10 protein-coding genes are annotated in these 11,333 nt (G+C 66.0%); 3 read left to right on the top strand and 7 right to left on the bottom strand.

Annotated features, from left to right (window positions below; translation table 11 throughout):
• Positions 1 to 14: 14 nt before the first annotated feature.
• The 3 genes from pcp to NFX52_RS27405 all read left to right on the top strand — a co-directional run bounded on the left by pcp (position 15) and on the right by NFX52_RS27405 (position 3,418).
• Entirely contained in the window at positions 15 to 692 is a 678-nt protein-coding gene (pcp, locus tag NFX52_RS27415; protein WP_207402143.1) for a pyroglutamyl-peptidase I, read from the top strand.
• A 66-nt stretch (positions 693 to 758) separates the two neighbouring features.
• The gene (locus NFX52_RS27410; RefSeq protein ID WP_055401408.1) at positions 759 to 1,724 is read left to right on the top strand and encodes a delta(1)-pyrroline-2-carboxylate reductase family protein; all 966 of its coding nucleotides are present in this window, start codon (positions 759 to 761) and stop codon (positions 1,722 to 1,724) included.
• Positions 1,721 to 3,418 (top strand): sensor domain-containing diguanylate cyclase, encoded by a 1,698-nt coding sequence (locus tag NFX52_RS27405; protein ID WP_055401410.1) that lies wholly within the window; start codon positions 1,721 to 1,723, stop codon positions 3,416 to 3,418. The genes NFX52_RS27410 and NFX52_RS27405 overlap by 4 nt, the downstream gene beginning before the upstream one ends.
• 71 nt (positions 3,419 to 3,489) lie before the next feature.
• Here the strand turns inward: NFX52_RS27405 and NFX52_RS27400 are convergent, their stop codons facing one another.
• The 7 genes from NFX52_RS27400 to NFX52_RS27370 all read right to left on the bottom strand — a co-directional run bounded on the left by NFX52_RS27400 (position 3,490) and on the right by NFX52_RS27370 (position 11,167).
• On the bottom strand, positions 3,490 to 3,858 hold the full coding sequence (locus tag NFX52_RS27400; protein WP_055401424.1) for a hypothetical protein: 369 nt from the start codon (positions 3,856 to 3,858) through the stop codon (positions 3,490 to 3,492).
• 153 nt (positions 3,859 to 4,011) lie between these two features.
• Entirely contained in the window at positions 4,012 to 4,584 is a 573-nt protein-coding gene (dcd, locus tag NFX52_RS27395) for a dCTP deaminase (RefSeq protein ID WP_055401412.1), read from the bottom strand.
• Positions 4,585 to 4,665: 81 nt separating this feature from the next.
• Entirely contained in the window at positions 4,666 to 5,964 is a 1,299-nt protein-coding gene (gene guaD, locus NFX52_RS27390; protein WP_055401414.1) for a guanine deaminase, read from the bottom strand.
• Positions 5,965 to 6,076: 112 nt separating this feature from the next.
• Positions 6,077 to 7,177 (bottom strand): BMP family ABC transporter substrate-binding protein, encoded by a 1,101-nt coding sequence (locus NFX52_RS27385; protein WP_055401416.1) that lies wholly within the window; start codon positions 7,175 to 7,177, stop codon positions 6,077 to 6,079.
• 158 nt (positions 7,178 to 7,335) lie between these two features.
• Positions 7,336 to 8,910 carry a methyl-accepting chemotaxis protein gene (locus NFX52_RS27380; RefSeq protein ID WP_252635911.1) on the bottom strand — a complete coding sequence of 525 codons (1,575 nt, stop codon included), beginning with the start codon at positions 8,908 to 8,910 and terminating at the stop codon, positions 7,336 to 7,338.
• 224 nt (positions 8,911 to 9,134) lie between these two features.
• Positions 9,135 to 10,187, bottom strand: a complete 1,053-nt coding sequence (locus NFX52_RS27375) for an adenosine deaminase (RefSeq protein WP_055401420.1) — start codon at positions 10,185 to 10,187, stop codon at positions 9,135 to 9,137.
• Positions 10,187 to 11,167: a Rieske 2Fe-2S domain-containing protein gene (locus NFX52_RS27370; RefSeq protein WP_055401422.1), complete on the bottom strand. Its 981-nt coding sequence runs from the start codon at positions 11,165 to 11,167 to the stop codon at positions 10,187 to 10,189. The genes NFX52_RS27375 and NFX52_RS27370 overlap by 1 nt, the downstream gene beginning before the upstream one ends.
• Positions 11,168 to 11,333 lie beyond the last annotated feature (166 nt).

Genomic DNA, 11,333 nt, shown 5'->3' with positions numbered 1-11,333 from the left:
ACCCGAACCGCCCCATGCTCCACGACGCCTCGCACTACGCCCCCATCGGCGACAAGGTGATTCTGATCACAGGCTTTGACCCCTTTGGCGGCGACAGCCTGAACCCCAGCTGGCTGGTGGCCCAGGCGCTGGACGGGCAGCGCATCGCGGGCCACCGCGTGGTGGCGGCGCAACTGCCCACCGTGTTTGGCGAATCGCTGCACCAGCTGCGGGCGCTGGCCACGGCCCACCGGCCCGCGCTGACCATTTGCCTGGGCCAGGCAGGAGGGCGCAGCGCGCTGTCGCTGGAGCGGGTGGGCATCAATATCAACGACGCCCGCATTCCCGACAACGTGGGCGCCCAGCCCATCGACACGCCGGTGGTGCCCGGCGGGCCTGCCGCCTACTTTGCGAGCCTGCCACTCAAGGCCATGCTGCGCTCCGTACAGCAGGCTGGCGTGCCTTGCGAGGTCTCACAAACAGCGGGCACCTTTGTCTGCAACCATGTGCTGTACGGACTGATGCACATGCTGCAGGCACAAGGCGTTGGCCCTGCAGGCGCCCGGGGCGGATTTGTGCACGTGCCCTGGCTGCCCGGGCAAGGCACGCCCTCCCTGGCACTGCGGGACATGGTGCGCGGCATCCACGCAGCCCTGTGGGCCGCTGTGCTTCACCAGAGCGACATAGCGCTCGGGGCGGGTGCCACGCACTGAAATCATGGCCTCGGACTGGGGGCTTGCCCGCTCCCCGGCTCCGCCCTCGCTGTGTAAAGTCGGCGAATGTCCTTCACCTCCCCCTCCCCGGCCCCCGGTACGCTGGACGCAGCAGCCACAGCGGCGTGTCTGCCATGGGACGCGCTGGCCGCCGAGATTGCGGCCCTCTTGCAGGACAGCACCGTCTCGGTGCCTGCCCGCACGGTGCTGCCACTGCCTCAGGGCGGCAGCCTGTTTGTCATGCCTGCCACAGACAGCCGCGTGGCGATGGCCAAGCTCATCACGCTGACCCCTGCCAACACGGGCACCGGCCGCCCCGCGATCCAGGGCGACGTCGTGGTGTTTGACGTGACCACGGGCGAACGCCGCCTGGTGCTGGACGGCCCCACCATCACTGCACGGCGCACAGCGGCGGTGTCGCTGCTGGCTGCACAGCATCTGGCGCCGCAGGCCCAGGGGCCGCTGCTCATCGTCGGCGCGGGCGTGCAGGGCCTGGCCCACCTGGAAGCCTTTGTGCAGGGCCTGGGGGTGCGTGATGTGTGGGTGGCCTCGCGCAGTGCCGCCAGCGCCGAGGCCCTGGTCCTGCGGGCCCAGGCGCTGGGCGCCCAGGCACGCACGGTGGCCGATGCAGACGCTGCGGTGCCCCATTGCCCGCTGATTGCCGTGTGCACCCCGGCGCACAGCGTGGTGCTGAGCGCGCCACCACGGCCCGACGCCTTTGTGGCAGCGGTGGGTGCCTTCACCCCGGCCATGGCAGAACTGGCCCCCGCCTTCTGCCGCCATGTGGCAGCACACGGGCATATCGTGGTGGACAGTGAAGACGCACGCCACGAGGCGGGCGATCTGCTGCAGGCGGGCCTCGACGTGGGCATGCTGCCCACACTGCGGGAAGCGCTGCAACGCCAGCGCGCTCCGTCCGCCGGGCCGGTGCTGTTCAAGAGCTGCGGCTGGGCGGGCTGGGACCTGGCTGCGGCCCGCCTGGCGATGCGCCTTGGCACAGAGGGTGCCCCACCCACGCAGGCCACGCCATGAGCCTGCTCCGGTTCTCGGACCACAGCCTGCGCTCGCAGATCGCGCTGGTGTTCGGTACGTTGGTGGTGGGCCTGGCGGTGCTGCTGTCACTGGGATTTGGCGAACTGCTCAAGCTGCGCATCGAGCGCGATGCCGGGACTGCCCTGCAGGTCATTGCCGAAAATGCAGGCAAGCTGCTGGCCAACGGCCTGCAGGAGCGCAGCCGCGAGGCCGAGGTCCTGGCCGCCGCCGAGGCCGTCTGGACCAAAGGGCTCGACAGCGCCGAAGCCCACCACATGCTGGCGCGCAGTCAGGCCACTCACCCCCACAGCGCCTGGATCGGTGTGGCCGATGCCCAGGGCGTGGTGCGCGCCGCCACGGGCGGGCTGCTGGTGGGCCAGAGCGTGGCAGAGCGCCCGTGGTTCAAGGAAGGCCTGCAAAAACTGCACGTGGGAGATGTCCACCCTGCCAAGCTGCTGGAGCAGCTGCTGGCCCCGCCGCCTTCGGGCGAACCCTACCGGTTTGTGGATTTTGCAGCGCCCATTCGCCTGGGCCCGACCACCATCGGCGTGGTGGCTATCCACGGTAGCTGGGAATGGACCCATGAGGTCATGGAAAGCCTGACCCCGGTACGTACGGACGACAAGGCGGTAGAACTGTTCGTCTTCGACCGCAAAGGCGATCTTATCTACGCCCCTGGGGGCCAGACCCGGGCCCTGCTAGAAGCCGGGCAGCGCCTGCCCGTCGAGGCCAACAACCCGGTGGCGTCTGACCGCGCCGCAGGCCGGGCCGTCGTGGTGAGGTGGCTGGACGGCCGCAGCTACCTCACGGCCACCGCACCGATGCAGGCACGCAACAGCACCAGCGACCTCGGCTGGCGCATTGTCGCCCGCGAACCCGTGGAACTGGCCTTCGCCGAGGCCCACCGCACCGTGCAACTGGCACTGGCCATCGGGCTCGGCGCCGCGCTTTTGGCCTCGGTGCTGGCGTGGCTGGCGGCACGCCGCCTGAGCGATGACCTGTACGCGCTGGCCGATGCCGCCAGCGCCGTGGAGGCCGACAAGCCCGGCACCCGCATTCCCCAGGCCCACAGCAGCCGGGAAGTGAGCAAGCTTTCAGGCGCACTGGGCCGCATGACGCACCGGCTTCTGACAGCCCACGAAGCCATGGAGGAAAAAGTGCGCCTGCGCACGCTGGAGCTGGAGGCTGCCAACCGCGCCTTGGACCTGCAGGCCCGCACCGATGCTCTGACGGGCCTGCTCAACCGCCGGGGTTTTGAAACCCAGATGGCGTTTGCCCTGGCGCTAGCGCGGCGCAGCGGCCGGCCGTTGAGCCTGATCACAGTCGACGTGGACCATTTCAAGCGCGTGAACGACACCTATGGACACGAAACCGGCGACGAAGTCCTGCGCCGGCTGGCCCGCACGCTGGAAATGCGCCTGCGCAACTCGGATGTGATCGCAAGGCTGGGGGGTGAAGAGTTTGTGGTGCTGCTGCCCGACACCGACCTTCTGGGGGCCCAAGCCATCGCCCAGGCCCTGGTCGAAGCCATGGCCGAACAACACGACCCGGTCGTGGGCCGCATCACCGTGAGCGCGGGTGTGGCCAGCATGCGCGGCCTGCAGGACAACGGCCTCGATATCCTGCGCCGGGGCGATGCGGCGCTTTATGAAGCCAAGGGCCAGGGGCGCAACAGGGTCTGCGTGGAGGCATAACCACAGTCCATGAACAGCGGTCAGCGCACAGCAAGGCCAGCGGCGTGCAAGAGACCCGCCAGGAACCTGTTCTAAACCTCGCTGATCTCGGCCACCACGGCGCAGCCCTGGGGCGCGGCAACATCAAAATAGGCTTGCAGCCGCAAGGCCAGCGCATTCAGGCTGTGGTCCTGAATGGCCCGCGCCACGGCCAGCTGTTCGAGCGCGTAGGGCCGGTGCCCCAGCATCATGGCGGTATTCACACAGTGGCCCGTGGCGGCCATCTTCAGAACGAAAGCGTTGAGAAGCTCGCAGGGCCAATAGTGGGCGTGGGACACGGCTGCCGGGCGCAATGCGCCGTGGTCCGAGGCCAAGTCGCCTGTGGCACCTGCAGGGTCATGTAGAGAAAGCGCAGCACCCCGGGCCTTGGCGGGTGTGGTCATCGCAGCAAAGGTCAGCATGGTGGACTCCGTGACCACCGGAGGGCCCGGCGGCATGACACCATGCTAAGAACCTTACCTGCGCTTGCATTTCAGCCAACGGGCACTGGCGCTGTAGGACGCAGCCCCTGCGAACACGTTCCAGCGCATGCCGAAGGTCCGGCGGACGGGAGGTCAGGCCTTGGGCAGCGTCACGCCGACCTGCCCCTGGTACTTGCCGCCCCGGTCACGGTAGCTGACCTCACACACATCGTCCTTGTCGCTCTCGAAGAACAGCACCTGCGCGCAGCCCTCGCCCGCGTAGATGCGTGCGGGCAGCGGCGTGGTGTTGGAGAACTCCAGCGTCACATAGCCTTCCCACTCGGGCTCGAACGGCGTCACGTTGACGATGATGCCGCAGCGAGCATAGGTGCTTTTGCCCAGGCAGATGGTGAGCACGTTGCGTGGAATGCGGAAGTACTCCATCGTGCGGGCCAGCGCAAAGCTGTTGGGCGGGATGATGCAGCTGTCACCCTCGAAATCCACAAAGCTCTTCTCGTCGAAATTCTTCGGGTCCACCACCGTGCTGTGGATGTTGGTGAACACCTTGAATTCGGGTGCGCAGCGGATGTCGTAGCCGTAGCTGCTGGTGCCGTAGCTGATGATCTTGCGGCCCTCCACCTCGCGCACCTGGCCCGGCTCGAAGGGTTCGATCATTCCGTGCTCGGCCGCCATGCGGCGGATCCACTTGTCGCTCTTGATGCTCATGGCTGAATTTCCTGCGCTGTGGCCCTGGCCGTCGGCAAACAGCCGGGCGCTATTAAATATGTAGCTATTAGCGCTTGATGATCATGCGCTGGGGCCGTATTTTGCTTGAGAAATCACCGTTTGCTCCACCACACGGTCATCGCCGAGCACGATCAGCGCAAACAAAAGCTCGTCCAGGCTGCGCGCCTGGCAGGTCTTGCGCTCCAGCAGAGGCGTAGCCCGAGGGTTGAGCACCACAAAGTCGGCCTCGCAGCCCGGCTGCAAATTGCCCACCACACCCGCCAGACCCAGCGCCTTGGCGGCCCCGGCCGTGTGTTGCCACCACAGCTGCTGCGGCGACAGGCTCAGCCCCTGCTTGGTCTGGCCCTCGCGGCCCACGTAATACGCCGCCAGCATGGTGTGGAACGGGCTGAAGCTGGTGCCCCCGCCCACATCGCTGGCCAGGCCGTAGCCAAAGCCCACGCGGTCGGCGCTGGCGTAGTCAAAAAAGCCACTGCCCAGAAAGAGGTTGCTGGTGGGGCTGACCGCCGCCACCGCACCGGTGTCGCGCATCAGCGCGCGGTCGTCGTCATCAAAATGGATGCAGTGCGCGTACACCGCGCGTTCGCGCATCAGGCCAAAGTCGTCGTACACGCCCAGGTAGCTGCGTGCGGCGGGGAACAGCTCGCGCGCCCAGCGAATCTCGTCGCGGTTCTCGGCCACGTGGGACTGAATCCACACATCGGGGTAGCGCGCAGCCAGCTCGCCCGCGCCGCGCAGTTGTTCATGGGTACTGGTGGGCGCAAAACGCGGGGTGATGACATAGCCCAGGCGGTCCACGCCGTGCCAGCGCTGGATCAGCGCCTCGGTGTCAATGAGGCTTTGTTCGGTATCGTCGCGCACGCCATCGGGCGAGTGGCGGTCCTGCAGCACCTTGCCAGTGATCAGGCGCATGTGCTGGCGTTGCCCCTCGGTGAACAAGGCATCCACTGAGGCGGGGTGCGAGGTGGCAAAAGCCAGCGCCGTGGTCACGCCATGGCGCAGCAGCTCGGCCACAAAGAACTCTGCCACCTGCGCGCTGTAGTCGGATGCGACAAAGCGCGATTCATGGGGAAACGTGTAGTTCTCCAGCCAGGGCAGCAGACCGTCCGCGGGCGAGCCAATCACGTCGGTCTGCGGAAAGTGGATGTGCATGTCCACAAACCCAGGGGCCAGGATGCGACCCGGCAGGTGCGTGACGGGCTCGTGGGCATACTGGTGCGACAGCGCCTGCCAGGCGCCGGCTGCCAGCACCCGCTGGCGGCCCTGGGCATCCGGGCCAATGGCCAGCAGGCCATCTTCGTCATAGAGGGCGCGGCCATCGTCGGCAAATCGCAAAAGGGCGGAACGGTAAACAGGCATGGCGGCAAGCTTAGCGGCAGGGGGCGCCGTTTGTATATGCAGCACCCCATAGTGGCTATGGGGTTGGGGGAGCACCGACAGGTGATAACGACGGGCGATATGCCTTGCAGGATCAGCGGGACACCTTGCCCACGACACCTTCCACCAGCCAGTTCATCTGCAGGATCTGAGCATCCGACAGCGCTTGGCCCGCAGCAATGCGCTCCTGCCCTTCGTTGTCGCGTACCGGTGCCTTGCCCGCACGGAAGGGGTGCAGCTTGCCCCCGCCCACGGCCTTTTGGGCATTCAGCACCTCCTGCTGGACGGCGGCTGGCACCCGGGGGCCAAAGTCGCCGACGCGGATCATGCCCTCGCGCACGCCGCCCCACAGGTTGGCACTCTTCCAGGTGCCGTTCTGCACGGCGCGCGCGCGCTCGGTGTAGTAACTGCCCCACTGGTGCGTCACGGCCACGATCTGGGCGTCAGGCCCGGTCTTGCGCATGTCGGAGTGGTAGGCCACGGCCATCTTGCCGCGCTCTTGCGCGGCGGCCATCACGGCGGTGGAACCCGTGTGGAACGCAATCACGTCCACGTCCTGGTTGAACAGCGCCATGGCCGCATCACGCTCCTTGGGTGGGTCGAACCACACATTGAGCCACACCACCTTCACCGCGGCCTGCGGGTTGACCGAGCGCATGCCCAATGTGAAGGCGTTGATGCCCTGGAGCACCTCCGGGATGGGGAAGCCCGCCACAAAACCGGCCACGCCGGTCTTGCTCATGCGGCCCGCTGCAATACCGGCGAGGTAACGCCCCTCGTAGTAGCGCGCGTTGGCAGCGGCCACATTGGGCGTGGTCTTGTAGCCCGTGATGGACTCGAACTTCACGTGTGGATAGTCCTGCGCCACCTTGAGCGTGGGCTCCATGTAGCCAAAGCTGGGGGTGAAGATGATCTGGTGGCCCGTGGCCGCCAGATCACGGATCACGCGTTCGGCATCGGCGCCTTCGGCCACGTTCTCGACAAAGGTGGTCTTCACCTGATTGCCCAGCGCGGCCTCGACGGCCTTGCGGCCTTCGTCATGCTGGCGCGTCCAGCCTGCCTCGGTGATGGGCGAGACATAGACAAAACCGGCTTTGACCGGATCGGCCGGACTGCCCTTGGCGGGCGTGGTCTGGGAAAAAACGGGAGAGAAAAAACAGGCGGCCACGAGCGTGGCTGCGAGGTTTTTGTACATGGTGTTCCTCTACATGGCCCTGATGGAATGGAACGGAAGCACCGCAGGACGACGGTGCTGCCGAGGGGAATCAAACTGCGCTGAAACTACGTTGGAACTGTATTGATTGAAGCCGGAGGGTAGGCTCTGCTGCAGTGCGCAAAGCCCTCCATAGGAACTCAGTTCAGCCGCAGCGCCTGCGGGCCCGCACCCAGGCGGAAGGCACCCACCACTTCGGCCAGACGAGACGCCTGGTCTTTCAGGCTTTCGGCGGCGGCGGTGGACTCTTCCACCAAGGCTGCATTCTGCTGGGTCATCTGGTCCAGCTGGGTCACTGCCACATTCACCTGGCCAATGCCCTGGCTCTGTTCCGAAGCGGCTGCGCTGATCTCTCCAATGATGTCGGTCACGCGGCGCACCGAGCTCACGATCTCGCCCATGGTGGTGCCGGCGTTCTGCACCAGGGCAGCACCCGACTCGACCTTCTCCACCGACACGCCGATCAGTGTCTTGATCTCCTTGGCCGCCTGGGCCGAGCGCTGGGCCAGCGAGCGCACTTCGCTGGCCACCACGGCAAAGCCACGGCCCTGCTCGCCCGCACGGGCGGCTTCCACCGCGGCGTTGAGGGCCAGGATATTGGTCTGGAACGCAATGCCGTCGATCGTGCCGATGATGTCGGCGATTTTCTTGCTGCTGGTGTTGATCTCGTCCATGGTGGTCACCACCTGCGCCACCACTTCACCGCCGCGCTGGGCCACTTGTGCGGCCGACACCGCCAGCTGGTTGGCCTGCACGGCCGAATCGGCGCTCTGGCGCACGGTGCTCGTCAGCTCTTCCATCGAGCTGACGGTCTCCTGCAGGCTGCTGGCGGTCTGCTCGGTGCGTGCGCTCAGGTCCTGGTTGCCGATGGCGATCTGGGTGCTGGCGGTGGAGATACTGTCCACCACGCCACGCACTTGCTGGAGCGAGCGGTGCAGAGCGCTGCGCATGGCATCCAGGGCGCGCAGCAGGTGGCCGGTTTCGTCATTGGCGTAGCTCGCCTGGGGGGCACCCGTCAGGTCCATGTTGGCAATGGTCTCTGCAATGGCCTCTGCCTTGCGCAGCGGGCGCGTGATGCTGGTGGTCAGCAGCCAGGCCAGCAAGGCGCCCAGCAGCAGCGACACCCCGGTGCAGATCTGCAGCAGCAGCGTGGTCTGGGCACGCAGCTCTTCGCTGCGCTTGCCAGCAGCATCGAGCTCGGCGCGCTGGCCATCCACCATCTGCTGCACACCCGCCAGATAGCTTCGGGAGGTGGGCTCAAACCGCTCGGTGAAAACCTTGTTGGCGTTCTCGGCATCACCTGCCTGTTTGAACTTGCTCACTTCCTCGCGGGCCGCCAGGTAGTCCTTGCGCAGGTCACCCACCTTGGCAAAATGCTGCTTCTTCTCCGGCGTGTCCATCTTGGACTCGATGAATTTCTGCAGCTCGTTGGTATCGCGGATCGACGCGGCCGTGGCGGGCGCAAAGTAGGGGATCAGGCTGGCATCACTGCTCTTGGCAATGGCTGCCGCGCGCTGCACGCCCGATGTGGTGTGGCGCAGCCAGTCCGAGCCAGCGCGCTCGGTCTTGATGTTGTCGTTGACCATGGCGTCGATCTCTTTGCCCAACTGGCTGAGCTTGACCACGGCCACCACGCTGCTGGCAAAAAACAGCGCCAGGATGAGGCCGAGCACCAGGGTCAGGCGCTTGCCAATGGAGATTTGACTGAGAAACATGGAAGGCTCCAAAAAAGGGGGAACACGGCACCTGAGCGCTCCACCAAGGGGCGCTGGGTAAGAGCCATGGTGGTGGATCACCCCGTGGGCCTGGGCCGGACGCAATTCGAACGAATACTTACTATTTTAAGGGTTTACCCACGCCGCCGCCCTGCCGCGCGGGCGACAGCGCACCAACCCGCCGATTCGCACTGGCCCTCCGCGCTATGCCCGCCGCACACAGCTCAGTAGTCGTGCTCCACGCACCGCTCAAAGGTTTCCTTGAGCTTGTGCTCCCACACACGCTTGTCGGCATTGCTGGCAAAACTCGCCTCAAAGCTGTTGAACGCCAATTGGTAGGCGTGTTTCGCCGTGAGGCCCGTGGCGGCAAACACCTGGGTGAAGTTCTCGTTCATGTAGCCGCCAAAGTAAGCGGGATCATCCGAGTTGACCGTGGCGGCCAGCCCGGCGTCGAGCAGCTTGCCCAGGTTGTGGTCCGCCAGGTTGGGAAACACGCACAGCTTCTGGTTGGACAGGGGGCACACCGTGAGCGCAATACGATCCTGCGCCAGGCGCTGCATCAGTGCCGCGTCGTACACCGCCTGCACCCCGTGGTCGATGCGCTCGACCTTGAGCACATCGAGCGCACTCCAGATGTAGGCAGGGGGGCCCTCCTCGCCCGCATGGGCCACCAGGTGCAGGCCCAGTTCGCGGCAGCGGGCGAACACGCGGGCAAACTTTTCGGGCGGGTGGCCCAGTTCGCTGGAATCCAGCCCTACGCCAACGATCTTGTCGAGCAGGGGCATCGCCTGCTCCAGGGTCTCGAAGGCGGACTCCTCACTGAGGTGGCGCAGGAAACACAGGATGAGCGTGGCACTGATGCCCAGCTCCCTGCGTGCATCTTCACAGGCCCGGTACAGGCCGTTGATGACCGTCTCCATGGCAACGCCGCGTGCGGTGTGGGTCTGCGGGTCGAAGAAGATTTCAGCGTGCAGCACGTTGTCGCGCGCTGCTCGCCCCAGGTAGGCGCGCGCCATGTCATAAAAGTCCTGCTCGTGCAGCAGCACGCTGGCACCCGCGTAGTAGATGTCCAGAAAACTTTGCAGGTTGGTGAACGCGTAGGCGCTGCGCAGTGCCTCCACACTGGCATAGGGCAAGGTCAATTCGTTGCGCTGCGCCAGTGCAAAGATCAGCTCAGGCTCCAGGGAGCCCTCGATATGGATATGCAGCTCGGCCTTGGGCATGGCGCGCAGCAGCGTGGGCAGGCGCTCGGCGGAAATAGGGGGCACTTTAAACATCAGCAGACTCCAAAGGTGATGCCGCTCTGGCGCAAGAAGCGGCGGTAGGCAGATGATGCCTTGTCGGCGGCGGTATGCAACTCCGCCCGCAGGTCGAGCGGCAGGCACTGTGGCGTCTGCGACTCCAGCACGGGCTGGTCTTGCGTGAAGATGGTGTGCTGAAAGGCCTGCAGCTTCTCATCGGGCGAATCGAAATCTGCCACGGCCAAGCGAAACCACACGCGGCTGCGCACCGGGGTGATCGGGCAGATGAACAGCGCAATGGACTCCCGCCAGCCATCCACGGCCGTGGTGCCCGCCTCGGGCACCTTGGTCAGCACGGCCGCAAAAGGCGCGGTGACCTCGTAGGTGTATTCGACCTGCGCGGCTGCCGTGGAATGCAGGTTGGACTGCGGTTGCCAGGCCTTGCAGCCCGTGGCCAGCAGGCCGGTGCGGGTGGCGTCAACGCGGTAGTCGTCAATGGCGGTGGCATCGCGGCTGCCCAGCCAGCCTTCGTGCACAAAGCCGAAGTGCGACATGTCCAGAAAGTTCTCGATGATGCGCGGCGCACTGGCCGCCACGTCGTAGGGCCCGCAGTTGAGCTTGCGCAGCCGCGTGTCGTCTTCGGCCGCGAAAGCGGGCAGCACGGCAACGCCATCTTGCATGCGCACCCAGACCAGGCCATGGGCCTCCCGCGCCGCGAAGGTCCGCGCGCAATGGCCGGGCGGCGGCACAAAGGTGGGCAACGCGGGCACCTGGGTGCAACGGCCGTCGTCCGCAAACTGCCAGCCGTGGTAGGGGCACTCCAACTGGCCCTGCGGCGTGACACGGCCCAGCGATAACCGCGCGCCCCGGTGCGGGCACTGGTCAGCAAAAGCCTGCACCACGCCCGCAGCGTTGCGCCACAGCACCACGGCTTGTTCCAGCACCTGCACGGCGACGGGCGCCTGCGCCACGTCGCCCGCCAAAGCCACCGGATGCCACAAACCTGATTCAACCATCTGCCAGCACCTCCAGGCGCATGTTCCGCCACCCAACCAGTGACCCGTCCTGAATAGCGTTGACACCCAGGACGGTTTAAAACTGCAGCCGGACTATCCGGCCAACGACGCCCGATGCACCGCATCGGGCGTTTGCATTTTCAGCGATAGGTGTGGCCGCTCGCAG

This window comes from Acidovorax facilis (genome assembly GCF_023913775.1).
In the GTDB taxonomy this organism is placed as follows: Bacteria; Pseudomonadota; Gammaproteobacteria; order Burkholderiales; family Burkholderiaceae_C; genus Acidovorax; species Acidovorax facilis.
The sequence above is the reverse complement of the archived record's forward strand: the minus strand, read 5'-3'. Positions and strand labels throughout refer to the sequence as shown.

What these genes read in the sequence shown, in the direction of transcription:
- pcp (WP_207402143.1), top strand. Translation starts at nt 15, where the DNA reads ATGCTCCACGACGCCTCGCACTACGCCCCCATCGGCGACAAGGTGATT.
- NFX52_RS27410 (WP_055401408.1), top strand. Translation starts at nt 759, where the DNA reads ATGTCCTTCACCTCCCCCTCCCCGGCCCCCGGTACGCTGGACGCAGCA.
- NFX52_RS27405 (WP_055401410.1), top strand. Translation starts at nt 1,721, where the DNA reads ATGAGCCTGCTCCGGTTCTCGGACCACAGCCTGCGCTCGCAGATCGCG.
- NFX52_RS27400 (WP_055401424.1), bottom strand. Translation starts at nt 3,858, where the DNA reads ATGCTGACCTTTGCTGCGATGACCACACCCGCCAAGGCCCGGGGTGCT.
- dcd (WP_055401412.1), bottom strand. Translation starts at nt 4,584, where the DNA reads ATGAGCATCAAGAGCGACAAGTGGATCCGCCGCATGGCGGCCGAGCAC.
- guaD (WP_055401414.1), bottom strand. Translation starts at nt 5,964, where the DNA reads ATGCCTGTTTACCGTTCCGCCCTTTTGCGATTTGCCGACGATGGCCGC.
- NFX52_RS27385 (WP_055401416.1), bottom strand. Translation starts at nt 7,177, where the DNA reads ATGTACAAAAACCTCGCAGCCACGCTCGTGGCCGCCTGTTTTTTCTCT.
- NFX52_RS27380 (WP_252635911.1), bottom strand. Translation starts at nt 8,910, where the DNA reads ATGTTTCTCAGTCAAATCTCCATTGGCAAGCGCCTGACCCTGGTGCTC.
- NFX52_RS27375 (WP_055401420.1), bottom strand. Translation starts at nt 10,187, where the DNA reads ATGTTTAAAGTGCCCCCTATTTCCGCCGAGCGCCTGCCCACGCTGCTG.
- NFX52_RS27370 (WP_055401422.1), bottom strand. Translation starts at nt 11,167, where the DNA reads ATGGTTGAATCAGGTTTGTGGCATCCGGTGGCTTTGGCGGGCGACGTG.